The following is a 24819-nucleotide window of genomic DNA, read 5'->3' on the forward strand; positions in this document are numbered from 1 at the left end:
CAGGGAGCCAAGCCCGGAGCTGCTCGACGTTGATTTTTTGCGAACTCTGCCTCTCCCGATTTTAAAAACCGAAGAGGTAGAATAATGAAATATTTCCTAGCATCCGTTTTTGCCCTGTTGCCCAGCTTTGCGTTGGCCCATCCCGGCCATACTGAAGAAGTGGCAGGACACAGCCATACATTGATGGATCTTGTCGCCTATGGCGCCATTCCCGCTCTCGCGTTGATCGCCTTTGGGATTGGTTTTGCAGTGCTACGGCGCGGCAACAAATAATGAATTTCACATTGGATAAAGACACAGCGGTGATGCTGTGTGGCCATGGCAGCCGTAACAAGCTGGCCGTGGATGAATTCGCACACCTGAAAGATCGTTTGAAACAACGCTTGGGCGATGTGCCGGTTGAATATGGCTATTTGGAATTTGCCGATCCGGTGATCCATCATGGCCTCAACCAGCTCAAAGAGCAGGGCGTAAAAAAAGTGATCGCTGTGCCGGGCATGTTGTTTGCCGCAGGCCATGCGAAAAACGATATTCCATCGGTGCTCAACACATATCAGGCGCAAAATCCTGATATGGAGGTCATCTATGGCCGCGAGCTTGGCGTGGATTTGAAAATGATCCGTGCCGCAGGTGCCCGCATTGAAGAGGCCTTGGAACAAGCCGGGGGCGATGTGCCGCGCGAGGAAACCTTGCTCGTGGTTGTGGGCCGTGGCGCGTCAGATCCGGATGCCAACTCCAACGTGGCCAAAGTGATGCGCATGTTGTGGGAAGGGATGGGCTTTGGCTGGGCCGAAGTGGCCTATTCTGGCGTGACCTTCCCGCTCACCGCACCTGCGCTGCAACATGCGGCAAAGCTGGGCTACAAGCGGATCGTTGTGTTTCCCTATTTCCTCTTCACCGGCGTGCTGGTGAAGCGGATTTATAAATATACCGATGAAGTGGCCGCCGAACATCCCGATATTGAGTTTATCAAAGCGGGCTATTTGAACGACCATGACATGGTGGTGGAAACCTTCATCGAGCGCATTCGCGAAGTGGTGGATGGCGAAAACAATATGAACTGCCAGATGTGTAAATATCGCGAGCAGGTTCTGGGGTTTGAAGCCGAAGTGGGGCTGGCGCAAGAAAGCCATCACCACCATGTGGAAGGTATTGGCGGCGGCATGGAAGATTGCCCCTGCAATGGCGATTGCGATGCATCCTGCCGCGATGAAGAGTTCTGCAAAAAGCATGGACTGCCCTTCACTCCGGTGCATAAGCATGACCACGATCATCATCATGATCACGGCCACTCACATGACCATGGTGATGGGCACCACCATCATCATGATCACCATCACCACCCTTATCCGTTTAAGGACCATCCATTGGGTCCGAAAACCATGGAGAAAAAGGGGCCCTGATGGACCATTTGCGTGACCCTAAAGCCATTTACGAAATGAGCTTTAAGATCATCGAAAAGGAGACGGCGCTGGATCAGTACCCGCCTTCTTTGCGGCCTGTCGTGGTGCGCATGATCCATGCGTGCGGCATGGTGGATTTAACGAACGATATTGCCTTTCGCGGCGACGTGATGAAGGCCGGGCAGGCGGCGCTTGCCGCAGGCAAACCCATCCTATGCGACTGCGAAATGGTCCGCTCCGGCATCACAAAGCGGTTTTTGCCCGATGTGGAGCTGGCGCAGTGCTACCTCAACGATGAGCGCACGCCAGCGTTGGCTAAAGAGCTGGGCACTACCCGCTCGGCAGCCCAGGTTGAGCTGTGGGGCGACGCGGCAGAGGGCGCAATCATCGTGATCGGCAACGCGCCAACCACCTTGTTCAAAGTGATCGAGATGGTTGAGGCCGGGCACATGCAGCCTGCCGCCATCATTGCCACACCGGTTGGCTTTGTCGGTGCGGCAGAATCGAAAGATGCACTCACCCAAAGCCGTGTTAGTGTGCCCTATATCACCGTAACGGGCAGACGTGGCGGCTCGGCCATGGCCAGCGCCGCGATGAACGCGATTGCACTGGGAGGGCAGCAACTATGAGCAAATGGTTAGATGTGGTGGGCGTCACTGCTAAAGGATTGGCGTCACTCAATGGCGAACAGCAACAAATGGTCGACGACGCCGAAATCGTGGTCGGCCCACCACGCAGCTTGCCGAAATTGCGCGGCGATGACCCGCGTTATGTGGAATGGCAGGCCCCGCTCGACAATATGATCGAGCAAATCCTGTCGTTCAGCGGCAAAAAGACCGTGATTTTGGCCACTGGCGACCCCACCTGGTACGGCATTGGCGCCACGCTAACCCGCTATATCCCCTTGGACGAATTTGAAATTCACCCGGCACCTTCGGCATTTTCCCTGGCCGCTGCCCGGATGAAATGGCCGCTGCAAAACACCGCCTGCGTCTCGGTACATGGCCGCCCCGTTGACTTGCTCAATGCGCATATTGTGCCGGGCAACCGGATTTTGGCCCTCACCAGCGATGCAACCACTATTGAGGCCATTGCCAAATTGTTGGTGCAACGCAAGTTTGGCCAGAGCCAAATGACGGTGTTAAACGCCATGGGCGGCGACACCGAAAGCAAGGTGGAATTTACCGCCAACGCTTATGAAAGCCGCGGCATTGGCAACCTCAACACCGTCGCCATTGATTGTGTGGCCGATGAGGACGCCGCCCTGTTACCTCCTTTGCCGGGCTTGCCGGACAGCGCTTTTGTGTCCGACGGTCAATTGACCAAGCGCGAAGTCCGCGCGGCGACGTTGGCCAAGCTGGTGCCGCTGATGGGCCAGCATTTGTGGGACATCGGCGCAGGTTCCGGCTCTGTCGGCATTGAGTGGATGCGCGCCGCCCCCCGCGCCACGGCCACAGCATTTGAGAAAAGCACCGCCCGTATCGAAATGATCAAAAAGAACAGGGACGTGCTGGGCACACCCGGCCTCAAAATCGTAGAAGGCGAGGCGCTGGCGCATTTGAACGAAGCGCCGCCAATGCCGGACGCGATTTTTATGGGTGGTGATGTGGGCAACACAGAATTGTTCGACGCGCTTTGGGCCGCCCTGAAACCCGGTGGCCGCTTTGTCGCCAATGCGGTAACGTTGGACGGCGAAGCCGCACTGATGCAGCGTTTGGAGCAAAAAGGCGGCGATTTGGCGCGTATCGATGTCTCCCACCTTGATCATGTGGGCGCCCATAAAGTGCTGCGCCCGAAAATGACCGTGACCCAATGGTCCATCGTGAAAAAGGCAGATGAATGAGCGGCACGCTTTATTTGATCGGCACCGGGCCGGGCGATCCTGAATTATTGACCCTGAAAGCCGCGCGTGTGCTGAGTGCGCTGGATGGCGTGGCCTATCCGCAAAAGCCGGGCGCCACCTCGCAAAGCCTTACCATTGCTGAAACGCATTTGAGCGAAAGCGTCGAGCATTTCGCCTTTGACGTGCCGATGGCGGTGGACCGTGGTCCGGCGCAAGCGGCCTATGATCAAATGGCGGAACACCTTGCACCCAAACTGGCTGCCGGACAGGATATTGGCTATCTGTGCGAAGGCGATCCGCTCTTTTATGGCTCGGCCATGTATTTGCTGCACCGCTTGCCAGATGCCCAAATAGAAATCATCCCAGGCATCACCTCATTGACCGCCGCCGCCGCTGAAATCAAACGGCCACTGGCCGCGCGCAATGAGCGGCTGAAAGTTCTACCCGCACCCATGGAAAGCACGGCGCTGGAAGCCGAGCTAGTGGCCAGCGAAGCCGTGGCGCTGATCAAGATCGGCCGCCATTTTGACCGGGTGCGCCACGCGCTCAACAAAACCGGGCACGGCGAAAGCGCGATGGTGGTGGAACATGCCACCCGCGACACGCAAAAAATCACCAAACTGGCCGACTACCCGCAGGGAGAACGGCCCTACTTTTCGATCATCCTCAGCTATAAAGGCGACGAAGCATGGGGCAGCTAAACCAAAATCCGCCATTGGTGATTTCATTTTCTGAAAGCGGCAATGAGGTCGCCGAGAAAATCGCGACCGCGCTTTCAGTCGAAGCACAGCCCTATAAAAAAGGTGAAATGGACCCCGCCCGCGCCGCTGTCGAGCGGGGCTTTCAGCAGGGACGTCCCATCATCGGCATTTGCGCTGCGGCAATCCTGATCCGCTTTCTCGCGCCGTTTTTGGCCGACAAAAAGACCGATCCACCGGTGTTGGCCGTGTCCAGCGATGGCAAAAGCATTGTGCCGCTTTTGGGCGGGCACCATGGCGCCAATCAACTCGCCAATGATCTCGCACATGATTTGAACGCCCATGCGGCGATCACCACGGCGAGCGAAAACATCTTTGGCGCCGGGCTGGATGAGGTGCCTTTCGGCTGGACCCTGGTCAATCCCAAATCCGCCAAACGGGCCATGGCGTCTTTGCTCGCAGGGGCAAAATTCCACATTAAGGGTGAGGCTGACTGGCTGGCCCAACACCCGGCCCACGATCCTGACGGCGAGGTGCAATTGCTCGCCCATATTCACCATCGTGAAGAGCAGGACGCGCCGCATTATGTGCCGCAGAAGCTGGTGGTCGGCGTGGGATGCGAGCGCCATTGTCCGGCAGACAAAATCATCGACCTGATCAAATCGACGATCAAAGCCAATAAGCTGCACCCTAAAGCCATCGCGGCACTTGCCAGCATTGACTTGAAAGCGGATGAGGTGGGCTTGCAGCAAGCCGCCGCCCATTTCGGCGTGCCTTTGCGTGTGTTCACAGCTGAAGAATTGGCGGCAGAGCGCGAGCGCGTGCCGAACCCTTCCGCCATTGTGGAGCAGGAAGTGGGCACCCCCTCCGTGGCCGAAGCCGCTGCGTTGAAAGCCGGGACTTTGCTGGTCGAGAAGCAAAAGAACAAACAAGCCACCTGTGCCATTGGCATCGCCGAAGAGGTGATCGATCCCCAGCTTTTGGGTCGCGCTTTGGGCACAGTTTATCTTGTTGGATTGGGGCCGGGCACCGCCACTTTGCGCACACCAGAGGCAGACCGCGCCTTGCGGGTTGCAAGCGATTGGGTCGGCTATGGCCTCTATCTGGATTTGGCCGCGGACGCCAAAACCCACCAAACTGAACATCGGTTCGATTTGGGCGAGGAAGAATTGCGCGTGCGTCACGCGTTGGAGCTGGCAGGCACCGGCCGCGACGTGGCGCTGATCTGCTCTGGCGATGCGAACATCTTTGCCATGGGCGCGCTGATCTATGAATTGCTGGTGGCCGAAGGCGACCGCGCCATTTCCGATGCGGCAAAGCGCGTGGCGATTGAAACCTGCCCCGGCATTTCCGCCTTCCAAGCGGCAGCGGCCAAGTCTGGCGCGTTGATCGGCCATGATTTTTGCTGCATTTCGCTGTCGGATTTGCTGACCCCGCGCGACGATATTTTGAAGCGGCTGGACGCGGCGGCGACCGGCGATTTTGTGACCGCCTTTTACAATCCGCGCTCCATGCGCCGCACCGATCTGATTGAAATCGCGAAGGACAAATTCCTCGCTGAGCGGCCAGACGACACCCCGGTGATCATCGCCTCCAACCTTGGTCGCCCGGCGGAAAGAGTGCGGGTGGTCACATTGGCCGAGTTCAACCCGGAAGAAATCGATATGCTCACCATCGTGCTGTTCGGATCTTCCCAATCCAAAAGCTTTGTGCGCGGTTCCGGCGAACGGGTCGCCTATACCCCGCGCGGATACGCCAAAAAAGCAGCAAAAGAGGCCGCACAATGACCGTCTATTTTATCGGCGCTGGCCCCGGCGCCCCTGATTTGATCACCGTACGCGGCCTGAAATTGATCGAAAACTGCAAAGTGTGCCTGTTTGCAGGGTCACTGGTGCCCACTGAGATTGTCGAAGCCGCACCCAGCGATGCCTTGGTGATGGACACAGCGCCCATGCATCTGGATCAGATTATTGAAGAAATCCAAAAGGCGGATGCCCATGGATTGGATGTGGCGCGGGTGCATTCGGGTGACCCTTCGCTTTATGGTGCCATTGCTGAGCAGATGCGGCGGCTGGATGAAATGGGCATCGACTATGAAGTCGTGCCCGGCGTGCCTGCCTTCGCGGGGGCTGCGGCGCGGTTGAAAACCGAGCTGACCTTGCCCGAAATCGCACAAACGGTGATTGTCACCCGCACCAGCGGCAAAGCTTCGTCCATGCCCGAGCATGAAACGTTGGAGATTTTGGGTCAATCGCGCGCGACCTTGGCGATCCACCTCTCCATTCGCAATCTCAAATATATCGAAGAAACACTCTCACCCTATTATGGCGAAGATTGCCCCGTGGTGGTGATTTACCGCGCCACCTGGCCGGACGAACAAATCATCCAAACCACACTAAAAGACATGCGTGCTGATGTGCGGGCGGCGAAAATCACCCGGACCGCGTTGATTTTTGTGGGCCGCGTGTTTGATGCCAAAGGCTTTAAAGATAGTGAGCTTTATTCAGCCGACTTTGCCCATGTGCTGCGCAACAAGGGCAAAAAGAAGGATCGCGCCAAGACCAAAAGTCAGGCGGCAGAGGCGGAATGATCGGCCACAAACTTCACCGCGCCGTCAACCGAAAACACTTCCGGTGCCCTGGGCAGGGCGGGGCGCTCGATCATGATCACTTCAATGCCCAATTGCCGCGCGGCTTCAAGTTTGGCCACCGTCTGATCGCCGCCCGCATTTTTGGTCACCAAATGGGTGATCTTATGCTGACGCATCAACGCCATCTCACCTTCAAGGCTGAAAGGCGGGCGCTCCAACATAACTGTCACCCGAGCTGGCAGCACCATTTCGGGATGCTCTATGGCGCGCAGCACAATGTGACAATCATCGCGCAACACAAAAGGCTCGATATGCTGGCGACCGATGGTGACCAGCGCATGGGCTCCTTCGGGCAGACGTTGCGCTGCTTGCGTCAAATCTTCCACCTGCTGCCACTTGTCGTCCGGGCCCGCTCGCCATGGTTGCCGCGTCAGGCGCAAATGGCTTTTATTGAGCTGTTCGCACGCTTCAACAATATGATGAGACATGGTGGCGGCAAAAGCGTGGGTCGCATCGATAATCAATTGAAAATCATTGCGGCCAATATAATCCTTCAGCCCGTCCACGCCGCCAAAGCCGCCGCGATGCACATGCCCATTGGGCAGGCGCGGCTTGCGGGTAACCCCGGCAAGAGAGGTGGTGACTTCATGGTCCCGGCGCACCAGCGCATTAGCCAAATCGATCGCTTCGCCTGTGCCGCCAAAAATCAAAATGCGCATAAACCTGCCTCCCATTTATTGTTAGCTTTCAGCGATTATAACGCCTTTTCGGTCTGTCACCAAAACGTTCACATGGATATCCTCGTTCCGCAAAACATTTTGCGCAACCTCAGCAGCCAAAAATGCAATGCGCCGTGCGATATCAATATCTGCATCGGTGCAAAGTTCGAGTACGTGCTTGGCCGTATTCGCCGCGCGAATTTCATCGCACAACGCCGCGTCCGCACCAAGGCTTTGCGCCTGTTCGGCCAACCAATCAAAGCCAACTTGGGAGCGGCCTGAATGCAAATCCAGATGGCCCTCCGCGAGCTTGGTGATTTTGGCAAACCCGCCGCAAATGGTGAGGTTGGGCACGGGGTTGGCTTTAAGATATTTCAGCAGACCGCCGGCGAAATCACCCATATCCAAATAGGCTTGCAACGGCAGGCCAAGGCGTTTCTGCGCCGCTTTTTCCGAGGTATCGCCGGTGGAGCCGACCACATGGGTCAAGCCTTCGGCGCGCGCCACATCAATGCCGCGATGGATCGAGTGAATCCATGCTGCGCAGGAAAAGGGCACAACAATGCCCGTGGTGCCCAAGATGGAGAGGCCGCCGACAATGCCCAAACGCGGATTCCAGGTTTGCTGCGCCAGCGCTTCGCCATTGTCCACGCTGATGGTGATTTCAATGTCGGCCCGTGTGCCAAGCTCGGCGCAGATTTTTTCGCAATGCTCAATCATCATCTTGCGGGGCACCGGGTTGATCGCAGGCTCGCCGGGCGGGATGGGCAGACCCGGTTTGGTCACCATGCCAACGCCTTTACCGGCCTTAAACTGAACGCCGCTGCCTTCGGGCAGTTGCCGAACCGTCGCACGCACCATCGCGCCATGGGTCACATCGGGGTCATCGCCCGCATCTTTCACAATGCCGCACATGGCAAAATCATCGCCGCGTTCTTCGGTGGCGAGGGCGAAGTCAGGCGTTTGACCGCCGGGCAGGGTGATTTGAATGGGGTCTTTAAACGCGTCGGAAAACAAGCCATAAAGCGCCGCGCTGGTGGCCGCCGTGGCACACGCGCCGGTTGTCCAGCCGCGTTTCAGGGCCGTACCTTTTTCATTGACGCTATCTTGTGTGGACGCAACCATATATTCTCTATAGGTCACACACCTTTAAAGGCAAAGGGCTAATTAAATGCGGAATTGGTTTAAGCACCTCTTTGGCAAAAAACAGGATCATTTTGCGCGGCTCGATTCCCGCGCTTTTCCGCATTTTGCACCAGGCAGTGTGTGGTTGGTGGGCGCGGGGCCAGGTGATCCGGGCTTAATGTCGCTGCACGCTTTTTATGCCCTCGGCCAAGCCGACGTGATCGTTTATGACGCACTGGTGGGCGAAGAAATTCTTACCTACGCCAACCCACGGGCTGAATTGCACTATGCGGGCAAGCGCGGCGGCAAACCTTCGCCCAAGCAAAATGACATTTCGCTCAAGCTGATCGAGTGGGCCAAGCAGAATAAGCGCGTGCTGCGCCTTAAGGGCGGCGACCCGTTTATGTTTGGGCGGGGCGGCGAAGAAAGCGAAACGCTGCACAATGCGGGCGTGAAATTCCGCATCGTGCCGGGCATCACCGCAGGCATTGGCGGGCTGGCTTATGCGGGCATTCCCGCCACCCACCGCGACACCAATCAGGCGGTGATTTTCCTCACCGGCCATGACGAAACCGGAAATGTGCCGCAAGCGGTGGATTGGCATGCGGTGGCCACAGCGGCCCCGGTGATCGTGATGTATATGGCGGTGAAACATTTGCCCTCGATCGCTCAAAAGCTGGTGGAGGGTGGGCGTAATCCGCAGGATAAGGTGGGCATAGTTTCCAACGCCACCTTGCCGCACCAGAGCCTGATGGTCACCCAACTTGGCGAGGCAGGCGAATTTGTGCAGCAAAATGAAGTACCCACCCCCGCTATTGTGGTGGTGGGCCCAGTGGTGGACTACGCAAAAATTCTGAATTGGCAGGACAAGGACTAATGGCCATAGGATTGATCATCGCCGCCACCCAATCGGGTTCCGGCAAAACCTTGCTCACCACCGCGCTTTTGGGCGCGCTGAAAGAGCGGGGCATGAAAGTCGCCTCAGCCAAAACCGGACCGGATTATATTGACGGGCAGGTGCATGGCCTCGCCACCGGCCAAAGCGCCATCAATCTCGACCCGTGGGCCATGAGCCAATCGCGCCAGCGCAGCCTGTTTAGCCAGCAAGCCGGCGGCCAAGATCTGGTGCTGGTGGAAGGCGTGATGGGCCTTTTCGACGGCGCCGCCAGCGGCAAGGGCTCCACCGCCGATCTGGCGAAAAATCTGAATTTGCCCGTGGTGCTGGTGGTGGATTGTGGCTCGATGGCCCAATCTATCGCGGCCCTTGTATATGGATTTCAAAATCTGCGCGCCGATATTGATGTGGTCGGTGTCATCCTCAACCGTGTCGCCAGCGACAAGCATGAGAAAATGCTGAAATCAGCGCTCGCCAAGCTGGACATTGAAGTGCTGGGGGCCTTGCGCCGTAATCCGGAATTGGACATTCCTTCACGCCATTTGGGGCTGACCTTGCCAGAGGATTTTGCCAAAAGCCGCACCGTGGCAGCACTGGCGATCAGCGAGGTAAAAAAGCGGTTAGATATGGAGGGGTTGTTGCAGTTGGCCAAACCTATCCTGCCGACAAAAGCACCGCCCAAATTAGCACCCCTGGGCCAAATTATCGCTATTGCTAAAGACGCGGCCTTTGCCTTTCTCTATCCGCACTTGCTGGCCGATTGGCAGGCGCAAGGCGCCCAATTAAAGTTCTTTTCGCCGTTGGCCGATGAAGCGCCTGCCGAAGACGCAGATGCGGTGTTTCTGCCCGGCGGCTATCCCGAATTGCATGGCGCGCTATTGGCCGATGCGCAGAATTTCAAACGGGGCATGCACAAGGCGGCAGAGCGGGATGCGCTGATCTATGGCGAGTGCGGTGGCTATATGGTGCTGGGGGAAAGCCTAACCGATAAATCCGGCAACAGTTTTGAAATGACCGGCCTGCTGCCGCTGCAAACCGCAATCAACCGACCGCGCCGCCAATTGGGCTATCGCCGACTGAGCCATAAGAGCATTTTGCCTTGGCCCAGCGATTTGCTCGGCCATGAGTTTCACTATTCGACCGAGCTGAAACGCGATGGCGATCCGCTGTTCCGCGCCAGCGATGCGGAAGCCAATGCGGTGGGGCAAATGGGCTTACATCGCAACCGTATTTTGGGCTCCTATGCCCACATCATTGATGTGCGGGAGTAGCGGCGCGTGACGGCCAAAAGCATGATGTTTATGGGCACCGGCTCGGATGTGGGCAAAAGCCTCGTGGTCGCCGGGCTGTGTCGCTTGTTGCACAATCGCGGCTTCGCTGTGGCACCATTCAAGCCGCAAAATATGTCCAACAATGCCGCCGTCACCGCCGATGGTGGTGAGATTGGTCGCGCCCAGGCCCTGCAAGCGCGCGCCGCAAAAATTGCCCCCACCACCGCAATGAATCCGGTCTTGCTTAAACCGGAGCATGAAACGGGTGCGCAAGTGGTCGTGCGCGGCCAGCGCGTTGCGTCCATGAGTGCGCGAGAATATTTCAAGCGCCGCATTGAATATCTGCCCGAAGCCATCAAAGCCTTTCAGGAACTGAGCGCAGCTCATGATTTTGTGCTGGTGGAAGGCGCAGGCAGCGCCTCCGAAGTGAATTTACGCGACAGCGACATCGCCAATTTCGGCTTTGCCCAAGCGCTCAATCTGCCCGTGACTTTGATCGGCGATATTCACCGCGGTGGCGTGATCGCCTCGATCGTTGGCACCTTCGCGGTGGCCCAGCCTGAAGATGCCGCGCTGATCAAGGCAAGTCTGATCAACAAATTCCACGGCGACCCATCGCTCTTTGATGAGGGCAAAACCTTTATCGAAACCCACACCCAACGCCCCTGCTTTGGCCCGCTGCCATTCTATGCGGATGCAAAATTGCTGCCGCCTGAAGACGCGTTGGCGTTAGATGACACCGAACTGGTCAAACGCGATGGGTTGAAGATTGTGGTGCCGCGCCTGCCGCGTATTTCCAATTTTGACGATCTCGACCCGCTGCGGCAGGAAACCAATGTGAGCGTCGAGATCGTGCAGCCCGGCAATCCGCTGCCCCGCGACTCCGACTTGATTTTGCTGCCCGGCTCCAAAGCCACCATCGCCGACTTTGAAGCGCTTAAAGCCCAGGGGTGGGACATTGATATTCTCGCCCATGCCCGTGCAGGTGGTGCCGTTTTGGGCCTGTGCGGTGGCTATCAAATGCTGGGCAGAAAAATCCACGACCCAGAGGGTGTCGAAGGCACGCCGCGCTCAATCGATGGGCTGGGCCTGCTGGACATTGAAACCACCATGGCCAGCCAGAAGCAGCTGCGCGAGGAAGAGGCAATCCACCTGGCGACCCAGCAATCTATGCGTGGCTACCATATGCATATGGGCGAAACGCAGGGACCTGATCGGGCGCGGCCCTTTAGCCAGATCGATGATGAAACGGACGGGGCGATGTCGCGCAGCGGTCGGATCATGGGCACCTATCTGCATGGCTTATTCGCCAGCGACCAGTTCCGCCGCGCCTTTTTGCAAAATCTCGGGGCCATGATGAGCACCGACCTTGAATATGAGGCGCGCATTGACCAAATTCTAAATGGCTTTGCGGACCATATTGAACGCCATATTGATGGCGACAAGCTGATCAGCCTGTTCGCCACCCCGCGCAACATGACATTATAGGAAATTGATCATGAGCTTTGCCATCGCTTTTCTCGCCATACTGTTAGAACGAATGGTGGGCTATCCCCGGCAGTTGCTGGACGCCATCGGGCATCCGGTGATGTGGATGGGTAAGCTCATCACCATTCTGGAAGAGCGCGGCAATCACCCGGATTTGCCAGATCAAAGACGACGGCAGAACGGGTTTGCCATGATCGGGTTGGCATTGGCCGTGACTTTGCTGATCAGCCTGATCATCATCGCGATCACCCGCAGCGCGCCCTTTGGATTGATTTTCGAAATCTTCTTCGCCAGCACACTGATTGCACAAAAGGAACTGGGTCGCGCGGTGAAAGCCGTGGCTGAGGGCCTGCGCAGCTCGCTGGAGGAAGGACGTGAGGCTGTATCTCATATTGTCGGGCGTGACCCGCACAATCTGGATGAGGATGGTGTTGCCCGCGGCGCGGTGGAATCGCTGGCCGAAAATGCGTCAGACGGTGTGGTTGCCCCGATTTTTTATCTCATGCTGTTCGGTCTGCCGGGCATCGCGCTCTATAAGATGATCAACACAGCCGACTCGATGGTTGGCCACAAAAATGCGCGCTTCAAAGATTTTGGCTATGCCAGCGCCAAGCTTGATGATCTCGCCAATTTTATTCCGGCGCGGATCACCGCGTTTTTTTTTACCGTCGCGGCAAAGTTCAAAGAGGGGTTCGACGCAAAAGCCGCCTGGCGATCTGCCCGACGGGATGCCATGTGGCACAAATCACCAAACGCAGGCTGGCCCGAAGCGGCAATGGGTGGTGCCATCGGCGTCAAACTGGGCGGCCCGCGCGATTATGATGGGGAAACAGTGGAACTGGCCCATATGGGCGAGGGCAAAGAGCGGGTGGACGCCGACGATATTGATCGTGCGGTCGCGCTCTATTGGTTTGCCCTAACCTTGATTTTGGGCACCTTGTTGGTGCTGGCGGCGTTCTTTAACTAGCCAGGGGCGCGTGGCTATGCCAGATCGCCCTTCAGATTCTGCGCGATACCTGCGGTGACAAACACCACATTCTGGCAAAGGCGAGCCAGTTCCTGATGGGCGATGCCAGCATGGTCAACAAACTCACGCGCCATCTTGTTATCTGGGATAACACCTTGGCCGACTTCGTTGGAAACCATGATCACCATCAAATCATCATTGGTGCTTAACCAATGGGCGAGGGCCTCAACGCTTTCATCCACATCATAATCGGCCATCATCAAATTGGTGATCCAAAGGGTCAGACAATCCACAAGCACGCGATCATATTTGCCCCGCGCGCGCTCAAGGGCTGAAATCATGTTGATCGGTTGTTCCACTGTATCGAAATGGTCGGCGCGGGCTTGCTGGTGTGCCGAAATGCGCAGCTTCATTTCCTCATCAAAAGCGCGGCCCGTGGCCACATAGAGCGGCTTTTTATTACCTTTAAGCGCAAGACCTTCGGCAAAGCCGGTTTTGCCTGACTTGGCGCCGCCAAGAATAAGGGAGTGTCTAATCATCTTCTTTTTCTTTCTTTATTGTGGGCAGGCGCGCAATAAAATGACCCAACATGGCCTGTGGCCATTCGGCAAATGGCACATCGCCATCTGTTGTGCGCTGATGCGCGAACACCCAATCTATTATGGCTGCAGCGGTCGGCTGGTCTGGGGTAAAACCGCCCGCGTGATAGCCCGTTCTTTCATCATCCTGCAATTGTATCGCGCAGGACTGTTTGCAACTCCAAAGGCACGGATGGCGCACAATGTCTAAAGACATGCCTTGCCTGTCGCATTCCGCTTCCACCAGATCGGCCAGCAATTCGCCACCGGTCTCGCCTTTTTCATTAAATGCACTGGTGGGGCTGAACTTGCATGTGGAACAGATAATCAAACGCGGCGCCAAATCATCACCTTTTTCAATCGAACGCCCTCAATAAATCATGCGGACCCTATTGCCAATGGCATGCAAATGCATTTTTGCGCAAAAACGGGCGAATTTGCGCGGATTAATACTTTCGTATAAGACGAATTGTGGTTATGGTCCGCGCAAATTTCAACAGTTTGAGTAAGGATGGTCGGGGTGCAAAACTTGTTTCTCGGAATTGATGGCGGCGGCACCAATTGCAGAGCGCGGCTCGCAGACGAGAATCTCAATATTCTGGCGCAGGTGCGCGGCGGCCCCGCCAACACCACCATTGGCGATGGCTCCCAAGCCTATAATTCAATTATTGACGTGAGCCATAAGGTCTTTGAAGAGGCAGGGCTAGGGCAGGCAGATATGGCGCGCACCATCGCATGCCTTGGATTGGCTGGCGCGCATTTGGAAAGCTCTCGCCGGGATTTTGCCGCCCGTGACTATCCGTTTGCCAAAACTCTGGTGCACAATGATGTCGAGACTGCCCGTGAAGGTGCCCATTTGGGCGAAGATGGTGCCGTGCTGATTGTGGGCACCGGTTCGGCGGGGCTGGCCAAGGTGAAGGGGGAATATTTCCCCGTTGGCGGTTGGGGTTTTCATATTTCAGACACAGCCTCTGGCGCGATTTTGGGGCGTGCGCTGGCGCGGCGCTCGATCGAAGTTTTGGACGGGTTGAGCGAAGGATCACCGCTCACGCAAGTCGCAATTGACCATTTGGGTGGCGATCAGAATAGCCTGATGGCCTGGTCCTTCAAGGCGTGGCCAAAGGATTTTGCCAGTCTCGCGCCGTTCGTGGTGGAATATTATGAAAAGAATGACCCGATCGCCGAGGAACTGATGCAGTTTGAATTTGATCAGATCAAACAGTTCATCAATTGGTTCAAAGCCCGTGGCGCCCAAAAACTGGCCATTGTGGGCGGTTTGGGCGAACGTCTGATCCCGATCTTGCAGCACCGTTTCGGCGATTACATACAAGCAGCAAAATCAGATGCGCAGAATGGGGCGCTTTTGATGGCCCAAAAAGCAGCTTAGCAACGCTGCGACCCGCGCCTTTGGCGCGAACAGAAAGGAAATTTTATGTCCGCCCGTATTATTCCGGTCGATCCTTTTGATTATGTGGTGTTTGGCGCCACAGGTGATCTCTCGCAACGCAAGCTGATCCCCGCGCTCTATTATCGCTTTTATGATGGGCAATTCGACACCAATTCCCGCATCATTGGTGTCTCGCGGTCAGAAATGAGTGATGAAGAATTTCAAAAATTTGCACGTGACGCGGTGAATGAATTTGTCGATTCCGATCACATTGAGCCGCAAATGCTGGACGATTTTATCGGCTGTTTCACCTACATCGCCAATGATGTGACAGACCGGGACGGCTGGGCTGAACTGAACGCGTGCCTGCGCGATGATCCAAACGTGGTGCGAGCTTTTTATCTGGCCGTTGCGCCGTTCCTGTTTGCCCCAATTTGTGACTATCTCTCCAGCCAAAACTATTGGACACCCGATGCGCGCGTCGTGCTGGAAAAGCCGCTGGGGCACGATCTGCAATCATCAGTCGAAATCAATGACACGGTGGCGGAAGTGTTCCGCGAAGACCAAGTCTATCGGATCGACCATTATTTGGGCAAAGAGACGGTGCAAAACCTGTTGGCCCTGCGTTTTGCCAATGCCCTGTTTGAGCCGATCTGGAATTCGGCCCATATTGACCATATCCAGATCACGGCCGCGGAATCTGTGGGTGCTGGTGGCCGCTCCTATTATGAAAAGTCCGGAGCGCTGCGCGATATGGTGCAAAATCATTTGCTGCAGCTCTTGTGCCTTGTGGCGATGGAGCCACCTGCTTCGGACGAGGCCAATGCGTTGCGAGATGAAAAGCTGAAAGTGTTACGGGCGCTTAAGCCGATCGTTGGCGAAACGGTGCACAAGCAAACCGTGCGGGGTCAATATCGCGGTGTGAGTTCAGAAGACACAAAGGTGCCCGGCTATCTGGAAGAATTGGGTGAGGGCGCCACGTCCAACACGGAAACATTTGTTGCCATTAAAGCAGAAGTGGAGAACTGGCGCTGGAATGGTGTGCCCTTTTATATGCGCACCGGCAAGCGCATGGCCCGCCGTGCATCCGAGATTGTGATCCAGTTCCGCGAAATTCCCCATTCAATCTTTTCGCGCACGGAAGGGGTGCCCGCACCCAACCGGCTGGTGATCCGCCTGCAACCCGATGAGGGCGTGAAACTGTTCCTGATGATCAAAGATCCTGGTCCAGGCGGCATGCGCTTGCGTCAAGTGCCGTTGAACCTTAGCTTTGCTGATACGTTTACCCAACGGACCCCGGAAGCTTATGAGCGGTTGCTCATGGATGTGGTGCGCGGCAACCAGACCCTGTTTATGCGCCGCGACGAATTGGAAGCGGCATGGGCATGGATCGACCCGATCCGCGAAGCGTGGGACAATGACGCCACGCCATTACATGGCTACACCGCAGGCACATGGGGCCCAACAAGCTCCGTTGCGCTGATCGAGCGCGACGGCCGCACATGGCACGAAGAGCTGGATGACCCCAAAGCGATATAGGTGAAAAAATGGCAGATGTGATCGACCAGAAATTCAACGGCAAAGACCAGTTGGCCCGCGCCTTGGCTTATCGCGTGGCCACCGAACTAAAGCGGGACATTGAAGCGGCTGGCAAAGCCAGCATGCTGGTCTCAGGCGGTTCAACGCCAAAAGCTTTTTTCGAAGCGCTAAGCGAAGAAGAGCTGGATTGGACCCGCGTCACCATTTCATTGGTGGACGAACGCTGGGTGCCCCCAAGTTCTGACCGGTCCAACGCCAAACTCGTCGGCGAACATCTGTTGCAAAACAAGGCCAATGGCGCTGCCTTTATGCCGCTCTATATAGATGGCGTGTCGGCACAAGAAGGCGCGAAGGCGCTAGGCGAACAATTTGCAGGCGTGCATAAACCCTTCACCGTAGTTATTCTGGGCATGGGCACTGATGGGCACACGGCATCCTTTTTCCCTGAGGGCGACCAGTTGGCGGAAGCCATCGACATGAAGAACCCCAACACATTCGCCGCCATTGAAGCCCCTGGCGCTGGTGAACCGCGCATCACCTTCACCTTGCCGCAATTGCTGCAATCCAGTTTCTTGGCATTGCATATTGAAGGCGATGAAAAGCGCGATGTGTTGAAAAAAGCATTGGGCGAGGGCGAGACCGAAGAAATGCCCATCCGCGCGGTGCTGCGCCAGACCATGAAAGAAGTGAACATCTTCTGGTGTCCCTAAACTGCCGTGCCTGATTAAAGGTCGCATCGATAAATCCGAAGGAGAACGAGCATGAGCGTCAATCAAACGATCCGTGAGGTCACCGATCGCATCACCAAGCGCAGCGAGAAAACCCGCCGGATTTATCTGGACCGCATGGACGCCGCCGCCAAGCAGGGTGTGCACCGCACCGCCCTTTCTTGCGGCAATCTGGCCCACGGCTTTGCGGCCTGCGGCGCTGGTGACAAAGCCAAGTTAAGCGACGAGGTGACGCCCAATATCGGCATCATCACCGCCTATAATGACATGCTCTCCGCCCACGCGCCCTATAAAGACTATCCTGATCAGATCAAAGCCGCGGCCGAAGAAGCGGGCGCGGTGGCGCAAGTGGCCAGCGGCGTGCCTGCCATGTGTGACGGGGTGACCCAAGGCCAGCCCGGCATGGATTTGTCGCTGTTCTCGCGCGATGTGATCGCCTTGGCCGCCGGCGTTGGCCTCAGCCACAATATGTTTGATGCGGCCATGTTCCTCGGTATTTGTGACAAGATCGTCCCCGGCCTGGTGATCGCGGCATTGAGTTTTGGCCATATCCCGGCGGTGTTTGTGCCTGCCGGTCCTATGCCGTCCGGCATGCCGAATGATGAAAAGGCCCGCATCCGCCAGCTTTATGCCGAAGGCAAAGTGGGGCGTGATGAGTTGCTGAAAGCCGAAAGCGAAAGCTATCACTCGCCCGGCACCTGCACCTTTTATGGCACCGCCAACACCAACCAGATGCTGATGGAAATTATGGGCTTGCAATTGCCCGGCTCAAGCTTCGTCAATCCCGGTACCCCCATGCGCAACGCCTTAACCAAGGAAGCCACGCGCCGCGCGCTGGCGATCACAGCCTTGGGCAATGAATTCACACCGGCCAGCCGTGTGGTGGACGAAAAGGCCGTGGTCAATGGCATGATCGGCCTGCACGCCACCGGCGGCTCCACCAACCACACCATCCATTTGATCGCCATGGCCGCGGCGGCCGGCATTCAAATCACCTGGCAGGATATGTCCGACCTTTCGGACGTGGTACCGCTACTCACCCGCGTTTACCCCAACGGCATGGCTGATGTGAACCATTTCCACGCCGCGGGCGGCATGGGCTTTTTGATCGATCAGTTGCTGAATAATGGCTTGGCCCACGACGATGTGAAAACCGTTTGGGGCGCTGGCTTGCACGTTTATGCGCAAGAGCCGAAACTGATTGATGACCGCATTATGATGGAACCGGCGCCTAAAGAGTCCGGCAATGAAAATGTGCTCACCCCCTGCAACAAGCCCTTTGCCAAAAATGGCGGCCTGAAACTGCTGAAAGGCAATTTGGGGCAGTCAGTGATTAAAATCTCGGCTGTGAAACCGGAGCATCGATTGATCGAAGCCCCTGCGCGGGTTTTCCATTCGCAAAATGAGCTGAATGATGCTTTCAAGGCAGGTGAACTGAATGAAGATGTGGTGGCCGTCGTGCGCTTTTCTGGACCAAAGGCCATCGGCATGCCCGAATTGCACAAGCTGACGCCGCCGCTGTCCGTGCTGCAAAATCGCGGCGTCAAGGTGGCACTGATCACGGATGGCCGCATGTCTGGTGCCTCGGGCAAAGTGCCTGCTGCAATTCATATGACGCCGGAAGCGGTGGATGGCGGCCCCATTGCCAAAATCAAAGATGGCGATATCATCCGCTTGGATGCTGAAAATGGCGTGCTGGAAGCCTTGGTTGATCAGGCTGAGTTTGATGCACGCCCCGTCGCCACGCAAGATTTGAGCGAGTCGCATTACGGGCTGGGTCGTGAACTATTCACCGGCATGCGCCAATTGGTCGGCGCCGCCGACAATGGTGCCAGTGCCTTAGGCGAATTGATCAAGTAAGACTTGAATTTTTTAAAATAAAAGCTAAATATCCTCTCAATAGGTTTTGAGAGGATATTGTAATGTTTAAATTTTTGAGGACCAGCGGTTTGCTGCTCCTGCCCTTTATGCTCACCGGCTGTGTATCGCTCAGCACGATTGGCACCATGCAGACCATGTCCAAGCTGGATGTGGTCAATGACCCCATTGAAAAGATGGTTTTTGCCGTGGAGGCTGATCAGAATCTGAAGCCGGTTCCGGAAAAAACCAGGTTCGTCTTCTCTTTGACTCCGGAAGGCGGCCAAACACAAAAGACTTATGTCGGGCTGCGCCTGGCTGAACCAGGAGAAGTGCCGGGGGCCAGCAAGCTGCCAGCCGCAGGGCAAAATTTGCATGTATTTGTGTTTCCCGACGCAGAGCAAGAAAAATTACGGGCGATTCAAGGCCAAGTCCGCACATATAAGGCGCAAAACATCAAGGGCAGTCTCGCTATGGGCGTTGAGCCGGAATTTTGCAAAACCACAAAGCAAATTGCGCCCAACTCAAAATTCAGCGTCTATGTGGCGCGCACGCGACATGAAAATCTGATGCCGCTGCTGGCGGGCATGAAGGTGCGTGAGCTGGAAGAAAAGGGCGGACCGGACTTTCTGCTGCCTTGCAAATAACGAGATTAGAGCCGGGTGGCGCTATAGGCTTCAGTGACATAAGGGAAAGAGATGTGCTCTTTCCCTTTCAGCGCCTTGTGGCTGGCCACCAACTCGCGCAATTGGCGTTCAATATCGGCCTGCACCGCCTCAGATTGCGCCGCGATAAAGCTCGCCGACATAAAGCGATTGATGATGACGTCATCTGCCAAGCCGTCATGGGTTTGGTCAAAGCGCTGCAGCTCCAGCGGCGTGAAATGCGGGGAGGGGAAGGGCTTTTTCCAATCGCCCTTATAATAGCGTGGCGCATCGCCCTCATAGGGGGTGATTAATCGGGTGATCGCTGCCACCCAATCTGTGCGCTCGTCCCGCACATTCCAGATCAGCCCCAATTTGCCGCCGGGGCGCAACACCCGCGCCATCTCATTCACTGCCTCATCGCTGGCAAACCAGTGAAACGCCTGGGCGCAGATCACGGCATCCACACTTTCATCGGGCAGGGGAATATGGGTTGCATCGCCATCCAGCGCTTCGACCTGCGGCAAGGTTTGTTGCAACGTGTGCCGCATGGCCGTCACAGGCTCCACCGCAATCACATGGTCACAAATCGCGCAAATTCGCTCGGTGAATTTGCCCGTGCCCGCGCCCAAATCCAGCACCATACTCTGCTTGCCAATGGCCAGTTTATCCCGCACCCAATCCAGGCTGGCGGAGGCATAGCCGGGGCGACCAGACTGATATTTATCGGCACTTTTTTGATAGCCGGTGCTGGCACTTTTATGGATAGGGGGCACCCACTAAAACTTTCCGCCGGTTTTAAAGCCGCCATGATCGCGTTTGCCTTTGGACCCGCGCGGCGTACTGCGGGGACGAGAGAAGTCGGAAGAGCTGGAGCCAAACACACCATGATCTTTCGATTTGCGCCGCTTTCTACCGCTATAGGAACTTGCGCCCCAAGGATTGCTATATTGATCTTTGGATCGACGCCGTTTTGGCCCCTTATATTTTTGCGCCTGTTGCCATTTGCCCCAATAGCTGGCGGCGCTAACAGCGCCCTTCAAGAAATCTTCCAGCAGGTCTTCCACCAGATCGTCATCAAAATCAAAGGAGGGGCGATCATAACGCTTCTGCTTGAACTCCCATTCAATATCTTCCAACTCCCGACGGCGTTCAGCTAACAGTTTTAGCCGATCCTTTGTGGCATTGATCTCTGTCTCGAGGGTGACAATTTCAGACCGCACCGCATCAATTTTGCGCACGATCTGATCATCTTCGCGCGTGGCGGTTTGCCGGGCGGCGGCGTAGAGGTCTTCCAGCCCCTCGCGCTGAAGGCCGGAGGCCAACATATCTACCGCTTCCCGAAAGGCCGGGTTCTGGCCCTCGGAAAACTTGCGTTGCCGATGCACCAGTTCATCGCGCTGATCTTCAAGCTCCACCAGGCGGGCATCAATGGCGGAGATGATCTCCTCTGACCGGTCGGCCAGTTCCCGCGCTTCCTTGCCGCCATGGGCGTCAAAGGCGGCATCTTCAAGCGCATCAAGTTTTTGCCGTTCGGTCTCAATGTCATCTTGTAGATGCTCTGCGTGCTCGCGCAAACGCATCGGGATTTCGTTCAGAATGACGAAGTTCGGCTTGGCATCATGATAACGCACCATGCGGGCCACCCACCCATCCAACAAACGGGTGATGTTGCTGGCTTTATACGCATTGGTGCCATAGCCGCGCTCAAACAAATACATGAACAAGGGATCATTGCGATAGGGCGCGCCTTTTTCTTCGCGGTCCTTTTCTGCCACGCCTGCCTTTTCGTCAGCGTGATTAAAGGTGGCGACAGCGTCGTCAACAGCTTGTTTTTGCGCCTGATAGTTTGCGTCTTTATCCAGATCCGCAAAAACGTCAGCGCTTAACTGGTCAAGTTTTTTCTGGGCCGCCTCGTAATCCGCCATGGCCGCGTCGCGTTTGTCGCGGGTGGCTTCAATGTCTTTGTCCACGTCTGCCAGCAAACCGGAGAGCTCATCCAACTTGCTCCCATGACGTTGCAACATCTCGTTGGCGTCCTTTTCCGCCCGCGAAATATAGTCTGTAACTTCCGCTCGCCGTTTTGGATCCAGACGCAATTTTGCAAGGGCTAAAAATTGCTCGCTTTCCACTTCGCGCAAGCGCGCAATTTTGGCGGAGGCATCTGCCGAGGATCGGGTGAGCGAGATTTCCTCATCCCGAATGTCGCGCATCGAGCGATCGAGCCGACGCAGTGCTTCTGGACCTGATACCATGCTAATGCCCTACCACTTTGTTATTGCGCCGCCCAAAACCGGCTGCGTGTAATCCACATTGAGATAGCCGAATTCTTTCAGGCCCATTATGTTGTTTTGAATGATCCCATCATCCAGCTTGTCGTCGCGGATCGCTTCAAATTGCACCTCGCTAACCCGCACACCCCATTGCTCCACGGTTTCAGCAATGCCGGTTTCCTCGTTGGTGATGGTCTGAGGTAAAATATTGCCATCTGGTCCAATGGCTTCGACAATGATGTAATAATTGCGCGCGTCCTGATTGACATCGGGATAAGTCCACACGCCAGTGTCTGCGCCTTCCCGGTTCACCACTTGAACCCGATATTCGCTTTGCAGCGTGGAGAGAAGATTGTTGAGGTCAGCCAAGAACTTTTCGGCCGCAACCTGATCGCCAGCAGTCGCCGCCAATTTGCCGCGGTCAGCCAGTTCAGATGCCTGCGCATTGGCCGCCTCCACCTTCGCAGTGGCCTGTACTTGCGTCACCAGCTGATCAAATTGTTCGGGCAGTTCCTGGGTGAGATAGGCCTGCGTCGCCGCCTGTTGGCTGGCCTGCATTGGCTGATACACCAAAAAATAGCCGGAAAGACCGAGGCCAAGGGCCAAGCCAATGCCCAGGGCCCATTTGCCCCAACGGCCGCGCGAGACATAGGCACGCGCCAGCATATAGCCAAACCCGCCCGTTGGCGGATTGTAGGTAAAACGGGATTCCTTGAGCGCGTTGACCCCTTCTTGCAAAATGTGATCCGGCACATCAATGCCTTGCTGGTGATAGATCTCACGCAAGCGATCTACCAATGTAGAGGCCCGGTTTTCTTCATTCAGTTCCCGCGCCACCAGATCATTGCGATGGCGCAGTGTGTCCACCACGTCCATCGCCATCATCACATCGTCAAGCGGTAAAGACTTGTCTTTGTTCAAAACGCTTTTCCCGTTTCGTCTCTATGCCGTTTGTTTAGCTTTGCTTTTGTTCCACCAAAAGCGTGTTGCCCTCAGCGGCCAGTTTGGCCAAACGCTGTTTGCCGTCTTCAACAGCATCGCGGATTTCAGCTGAATTCTTCGTGGATTGCTCACGCATTTCATTGATGATTGTGCGGGATCTTTCCTGGAAATTCACAACGCTGTCCACCAGCTTTTTGACGGCATCGGCGCGAATGGTCGGGCCGTACCCGGCTTTAAGCGCTTCTTCTTGAACGGTGTCGCCCACCTCAGCCAATGTTTCAAGGCTTTTGGACATGCCTTCCTTCATCGCGTTCAATGTTTCGGTGCTTTCATGCAGGCCAAACAGCCCGGTGAAAGACGCACTCAACGCGGTCAGGACAGTTTCGTTGGTGGAGAAGAACGAGATCGACTGCTGATAAACCCGCTCTTTGGCATTGGTGGTTTGCATCAACCGCGCCATGATCACTTCAGAGGTGTTGTAAGAAATGGTCAAATTATCCGAGAGATCTTTGGCAATCTGGTAGCGCCGCTCCTCCAACTGCATTTCACGCAAACGTTCGTCGCGGGCCATCTCCAGCCGCGCCCGATCCGCCGGGGTGCCATCGGCAAAGTTTTCCAGCTCCTTAGTGGCATTGCTCAAATGCTGTTTGCGCTCCTCCAATTTTTGCTCGGCTTTTTCCAAAACCTCAAGCGCCATCACTTCGGCTTGCTTCAGTGCACCTCTAAAATCGCGATAGGCCTCCAAAATGGTGTGTTCGCGGTCCACCTGATCCTTGGTGTCTTTGGTCACCTCCAAATAGGTGGAGCGAATCTTTTCGAACCGGGTGGGAATGTCGCCGCGGGTGACCTTCATCCAAACGTTCGAGGCCCGCTCCAAAATGTCCAGCTTGCCGTCTTCCAGTTGGTCGACCATGGCCTTGGCATCATCGCGGATGCTATCAAATCCGTTGGTGATGTCCTCATAGCGCTCGCCAATATTCATGGCCGCAATTTGCTCGCGGACCACATCATTAAACACGCTGGCCTGGTTTAAGGTGCGCCCGATCAAAATGACACGCGTCTCATCCAGATCAGTAATTTCCTGCAGTAGCCCGGTGATCGGTGCTTCTTCCACAGTTTCCGGCCAAAGGCCCATTTCGCGGATTGCCCCCATTGCCTTGTCTAAATATTGCAATGGTTTTTCAGCGACGTCATTTGTCATAATTGTCTCCCCGTTGAGCCCTTGGACCAAATCTAATAGCTTTTATACGCCCGTTAATTCTTTTATCGTCATCAATTGACACTGCGCAAGCATGTTACCATGTGTTGAAGATATTGGAATTGTTTCGCTCAAGGTAAAGGCCTTTTATGAAATTTGTTGGACATTACCGCATCACGGCCCCGCGTTTGGCGGTCTGGGAGGCGCTGAATGACACCGAAGTGCTGAAGGCCTGCATTCCCGGTTGTGACCGGATTGAATGGGTGGACAGTGAAAATCTGGAAGCGTCGATCACGGTGAATCTGGGCTTGATGAAACCCACATTTGTCGGCGACCTTAACCTGTCAAACGTTGAACCAGCGCGCGCTTATACCCTTTCTGGTGGTGGCCGCGGCGGGATTTTGGGGCTCGCGCGCGGTGCAGCCGATATTGAACTTCAGGATTGGGGCTTGGGCAACGAGGCCTGTATCCTAAAATTTGAAGCCCATGGCGAAGTATCCGGCTCAATCGAAAAACTGGGGTCTAAGATCGTTGGCAAAAGCGCCCAAGGCGTCATTGATCGATTTTTCAGTCGTTTCGCGGCGCAAATCGATGCAGAGGCCATACCGGTTGAAACGGTAGAAACCACAGGCACGGAATAAAACGAATATGATCGCCCCTTTCACACTTATGTG

Annotated in this window: 25 protein-coding genes; 17 read left to right on the plus strand and 8 right to left on the minus strand. The window is 55.9% G+C overall.

Annotated features, from left to right (window positions below; genetic code table 11):
- The first annotated feature begins 84 nt into the window (after positions 1-84).
- The 7 genes from L1I42_RS02855 to cobM are packed head-to-tail and all read left to right on the plus strand — an operon-like array spanning position 85 to position 6534.
- A complete protein-coding gene (locus L1I42_RS02855; protein ID WP_236112992.1) occupies positions 85-273 on the plus strand; it encodes a DUF6732 family protein in 189 nt (62 codons plus the stop codon).
- Complete coding sequence (locus tag L1I42_RS02860; protein WP_236112993.1) at positions 273-1403, plus strand: sirohydrochlorin chelatase; 1131 nt, start codon at positions 273-275, stop codon at positions 1401-1403. The genes L1I42_RS02855 and L1I42_RS02860 overlap by 1 nt, the downstream gene beginning before the upstream one ends.
- Positions 1403-2032 (plus strand): precorrin-8X methylmutase, encoded by a 630-nt coding sequence (locus tag L1I42_RS02865; RefSeq protein ID WP_236112994.1) that lies wholly within the window; start codon positions 1403-1405, stop codon positions 2030-2032. Before L1I42_RS02860 ends, L1I42_RS02865 begins: the two co-directional genes overlap by 1 nt.
- Positions 2029-3246 (plus strand): precorrin-6y C5,15-methyltransferase (decarboxylating) subunit CbiE, encoded by a 1218-nt coding sequence (cbiE, locus tag L1I42_RS02870; RefSeq protein ID WP_236112995.1) that lies wholly within the window; start codon positions 2029-2031, stop codon positions 3244-3246. Before L1I42_RS02865 ends, cbiE begins: the two co-directional genes overlap by 4 nt.
- Complete coding sequence (gene cobI, locus L1I42_RS02875; protein WP_236112996.1) at positions 3243-3947, plus strand: precorrin-2 C(20)-methyltransferase; 705 nt, start codon at positions 3243-3245, stop codon at positions 3945-3947. The genes cbiE and cobI overlap by 4 nt, the downstream gene beginning before the upstream one ends.
- Positions 3935-5731 (plus strand): bifunctional cobalt-precorrin 5A hydrolase/precorrin-3B C(17)-methyltransferase, encoded by a 1797-nt coding sequence (locus L1I42_RS02880; RefSeq protein WP_236112997.1) that lies wholly within the window; start codon positions 3935-3937, stop codon positions 5729-5731. The genes cobI and L1I42_RS02880 overlap by 13 nt, the downstream gene beginning before the upstream one ends.
- On the plus strand, positions 5728-6534 hold the full coding sequence (gene cobM, locus L1I42_RS02885) for a precorrin-4 C(11)-methyltransferase (RefSeq protein ID WP_236112998.1): 807 nt from the start codon (positions 5728-5730) through the stop codon (positions 6532-6534). The genes L1I42_RS02880 and cobM overlap by 4 nt, the downstream gene beginning before the upstream one ends.
- Here cobM and L1I42_RS02890 read toward each other — a convergent pair.
- Positions 6513-7253: a cobalt-precorrin-6A reductase gene (locus L1I42_RS02890; RefSeq protein ID WP_236112999.1), complete on the minus strand. Its 741-nt coding sequence runs from the start codon at positions 7251-7253 to the stop codon at positions 6513-6515. The two genes, cobM and L1I42_RS02890, sit on opposite strands and share 22 nt — an antisense overlap.
- A 21-nt stretch (positions 7254-7274) precedes the next feature.
- Positions 7275-8378, minus strand: coding sequence for a cobalt-precorrin-5B (C(1))-methyltransferase (locus L1I42_RS02895; RefSeq protein ID WP_236113000.1), 1104 nt, complete (start codon positions 8376-8378; stop codon positions 7275-7277).
- Positions 8379-8424: 46 nt separating this feature from the next.
- On the opposite strand from L1I42_RS02895, the gene cobA reads away from it, so the two are divergent.
- The 4 genes from cobA to cbiB are packed head-to-tail and all read left to right on the plus strand — an operon-like array spanning position 8425 to position 12999.
- A complete protein-coding gene (gene cobA, locus L1I42_RS02900) occupies positions 8425-9255 on the plus strand; it encodes a uroporphyrinogen-III C-methyltransferase (protein WP_236113001.1) in 831 nt (276 codons plus the stop codon).
- Complete coding sequence (locus tag L1I42_RS02905; RefSeq protein WP_236113002.1) at positions 9255-10544, plus strand: cobyrinic acid a,c-diamide synthase CobB; 1290 nt, start codon at positions 9255-9257, stop codon at positions 10542-10544. Before cobA ends, L1I42_RS02905 begins: the two co-directional genes overlap by 1 nt.
- A gap of 6 nt (positions 10545-10550) precedes the next feature.
- Positions 10551-12032, plus strand: coding sequence for a cobyric acid synthase (locus L1I42_RS02910; protein WP_236113003.1), 1482 nt, complete (start codon positions 10551-10553; stop codon positions 12030-12032).
- Positions 12033-12042: 10 nt separating this feature from the next.
- Positions 12043-12999: an adenosylcobinamide-phosphate synthase CbiB gene (cbiB, locus tag L1I42_RS02915; protein WP_236113004.1), complete on the plus strand. Its 957-nt coding sequence runs from the start codon at positions 12043-12045 to the stop codon at positions 12997-12999.
- 14 nt (positions 13000-13013) lie between these two features.
- Here cbiB and cobU read toward each other — a convergent pair whose 3' ends face one another.
- Both cobU and L1I42_RS02925 read right to left on the minus strand, forming a co-directional pair.
- The gene (gene cobU / locus L1I42_RS02920; protein WP_236113005.1) at positions 13014-13538 is read right to left on the minus strand and encodes a bifunctional adenosylcobinamide kinase/adenosylcobinamide-phosphate guanylyltransferase; all 525 of its coding nucleotides are present in this window, start codon (positions 13536-13538) and stop codon (positions 13014-13016) included.
- Complete coding sequence (locus L1I42_RS02925) at positions 13531-13920, minus strand: DUF1636 family protein (RefSeq protein ID WP_236113006.1); 390 nt, start codon at positions 13918-13920, stop codon at positions 13531-13533. The genes cobU and L1I42_RS02925 overlap by 8 nt, the downstream gene beginning before the upstream one ends.
- A 177-nt stretch (positions 13921-14097) precedes the next feature.
- Here L1I42_RS02925 and L1I42_RS02930 point away from each other — a divergent pair, with 177 nt between their 5' ends.
- The 5 genes from L1I42_RS02930 (at position 14098) to L1I42_RS02950 (ending at position 19735) form a co-directional block, all read left to right on the plus strand.
- On the plus strand, positions 14098-14964 hold the full coding sequence (locus tag L1I42_RS02930) for a glucosamine kinase nucleotide-binding domain-containing protein (protein WP_236113007.1): 867 nt from the start codon (positions 14098-14100) through the stop codon (positions 14962-14964).
- Between the two features lie 45 nt (positions 14965-15009).
- Positions 15010-16503 carry a glucose-6-phosphate dehydrogenase gene (zwf, locus tag L1I42_RS02935; RefSeq protein WP_236113008.1) on the plus strand — a complete coding sequence of 498 codons (1494 nt, stop codon included), beginning with the start codon at positions 15010-15012 and terminating at the stop codon, positions 16501-16503.
- 8 nt (positions 16504-16511) lie between these two features.
- Complete coding sequence (gene pgl / locus L1I42_RS02940; RefSeq protein ID WP_236113009.1) at positions 16512-17213, plus strand: 6-phosphogluconolactonase; 702 nt, start codon at positions 16512-16514, stop codon at positions 17211-17213.
- A gap of 51 nt (positions 17214-17264) precedes the next feature.
- Positions 17265-19091, plus strand: coding sequence for a phosphogluconate dehydratase (gene edd / locus L1I42_RS02945; protein ID WP_236113010.1), 1827 nt, complete (start codon positions 17265-17267; stop codon positions 19089-19091).
- A gap of 62 nt (positions 19092-19153) precedes the next feature.
- Positions 19154-19735, plus strand: a complete 582-nt coding sequence (locus L1I42_RS02950; protein ID WP_236113011.1) for a hypothetical protein — start codon at positions 19154-19156, stop codon at positions 19733-19735.
- Between the two features lie 5 nt (positions 19736-19740).
- On the opposite strand, the gene L1I42_RS02955 is transcribed toward L1I42_RS02950, so the two are convergent.
- From L1I42_RS02955 to L1I42_RS02970, 4 genes are read right to left on the minus strand one after another with little or no spacing between them, the layout of a single operon-like run.
- A complete protein-coding gene (locus L1I42_RS02955) occupies positions 19741-20508 on the minus strand; it encodes a class I SAM-dependent methyltransferase (protein WP_236113012.1) in 768 nt (255 codons plus the stop codon).
- A 3-nt stretch (positions 20509-20511) separates the two neighbouring features.
- The gene (locus L1I42_RS02960; RefSeq protein WP_236113013.1) at positions 20512-21987 is read right to left on the minus strand and encodes a hypothetical protein; all 1476 of its coding nucleotides are present in this window, start codon (positions 21985-21987) and stop codon (positions 20512-20514) included.
- Positions 21988-21996: 9 nt separating this feature from the next.
- On the minus strand, positions 21997-22926 hold the full coding sequence (locus L1I42_RS02965; RefSeq protein WP_236113014.1) for a DUF6384 family protein: 930 nt from the start codon (positions 22924-22926) through the stop codon (positions 21997-21999).
- A gap of 34 nt (positions 22927-22960) precedes the next feature.
- Positions 22961-24148, minus strand: coding sequence for a cell surface protein (locus L1I42_RS02970; RefSeq protein WP_236113015.1), 1188 nt, complete (start codon positions 24146-24148; stop codon positions 22961-22963).
- Positions 24149-24294: 146 nt separating this feature from the next.
- Between L1I42_RS02970 and L1I42_RS02975 the strand changes: the two genes are divergently transcribed.
- Complete coding sequence (locus tag L1I42_RS02975) at positions 24295-24786, plus strand: SRPBCC family protein (RefSeq protein ID WP_236113016.1); 492 nt, start codon at positions 24295-24297, stop codon at positions 24784-24786.
- The last annotated feature ends 33 nt before the right edge of the window (positions 24787-24819 follow it).

Origin of the sequence: Maritalea mediterranea (assembly GCF_021568695.1) — a bacterium.
GTDB classification, from domain to species: domain Bacteria; phylum Pseudomonadota; class Alphaproteobacteria; order Rhizobiales; family Devosiaceae; genus Maritalea; species Maritalea mediterranea.

What these genes read in the sequence shown, in the direction of transcription:
- cbiB (WP_236113004.1), top strand. Translation starts at nt 12,043, where the DNA reads ATGAGCTTTGCCATCGCTTTTCTCGCCATACTGTTAGAACGAATGGTG.
- cobU (WP_236113005.1), bottom strand. Translation starts at nt 13,538, where the DNA reads ATGATTAGACACTCCCTTATTCTTGGCGGCGCCAAGTCAGGCAAAACC.
- zwf (WP_236113008.1), top strand. Translation starts at nt 15,010, where the DNA reads ATGTCCGCCCGTATTATTCCGGTCGATCCTTTTGATTATGTGGTGTTT.
- L1I42_RS02860 (WP_236112993.1), top strand. Translation starts at nt 273, where the DNA reads ATGAATTTCACATTGGATAAAGACACAGCGGTGATGCTGTGTGGCCAT.
- L1I42_RS02895 (WP_236113000.1), bottom strand. Translation starts at nt 8,378, where the DNA reads ATGGTTGCGTCCACACAAGATAGCGTCAATGAAAAAGGTACGGCCCTG.
- L1I42_RS02865 (WP_236112994.1), top strand. Translation starts at nt 1,403, where the DNA reads ATGGACCATTTGCGTGACCCTAAAGCCATTTACGAAATGAGCTTTAAG.
- L1I42_RS02975 (WP_236113016.1), top strand. Translation starts at nt 24,295, where the DNA reads ATGAAATTTGTTGGACATTACCGCATCACGGCCCCGCGTTTGGCGGTC.
- L1I42_RS02960 (WP_236113013.1), bottom strand. Translation starts at nt 21,987, where the DNA reads ATGGTATCAGGTCCAGAAGCACTGCGTCGGCTCGATCGCTCGATGCGC.
- pgl (WP_236113009.1), top strand. Translation starts at nt 16,512, where the DNA reads ATGGCAGATGTGATCGACCAGAAATTCAACGGCAAAGACCAGTTGGCC.
- cobI (WP_236112996.1), top strand. Translation starts at nt 3,243, where the DNA reads ATGAGCGGCACGCTTTATTTGATCGGCACCGGGCCGGGCGATCCTGAA.
- L1I42_RS02880 (WP_236112997.1), top strand. Translation starts at nt 3,935, where the DNA reads ATGGGGCAGCTAAACCAAAATCCGCCATTGGTGATTTCATTTTCTGAA.
- L1I42_RS02970 (WP_236113015.1), bottom strand. Translation starts at nt 24,148, where the DNA reads ATGACAAATGACGTCGCTGAAAAACCATTGCAATATTTAGACAAGGCA.
- edd (WP_236113010.1), top strand. Translation starts at nt 17,265, where the DNA reads ATGAGCGTCAATCAAACGATCCGTGAGGTCACCGATCGCATCACCAAG.
- L1I42_RS02855 (WP_236112992.1), top strand. Translation starts at nt 85, where the DNA reads ATGAAATATTTCCTAGCATCCGTTTTTGCCCTGTTGCCCAGCTTTGCG.
- L1I42_RS02890 (WP_236112999.1), bottom strand. Translation starts at nt 7,253, where the DNA reads ATGCGCATTTTGATTTTTGGCGGCACAGGCGAAGCGATCGATTTGGCT.
- cobA (WP_236113001.1), top strand. Translation starts at nt 8,425, where the DNA reads ATGCGGAATTGGTTTAAGCACCTCTTTGGCAAAAAACAGGATCATTTT.
- cobM (WP_236112998.1), top strand. Translation starts at nt 5,728, where the DNA reads ATGACCGTCTATTTTATCGGCGCTGGCCCCGGCGCCCCTGATTTGATC.
- L1I42_RS02950 (WP_236113011.1), top strand. Translation starts at nt 19,154, where the DNA reads ATGTTTAAATTTTTGAGGACCAGCGGTTTGCTGCTCCTGCCCTTTATG.
- L1I42_RS02905 (WP_236113002.1), top strand. Translation starts at nt 9,255, where the DNA reads ATGGCCATAGGATTGATCATCGCCGCCACCCAATCGGGTTCCGGCAAA.
- cbiE (WP_236112995.1), top strand. Translation starts at nt 2,029, where the DNA reads ATGAGCAAATGGTTAGATGTGGTGGGCGTCACTGCTAAAGGATTGGCG.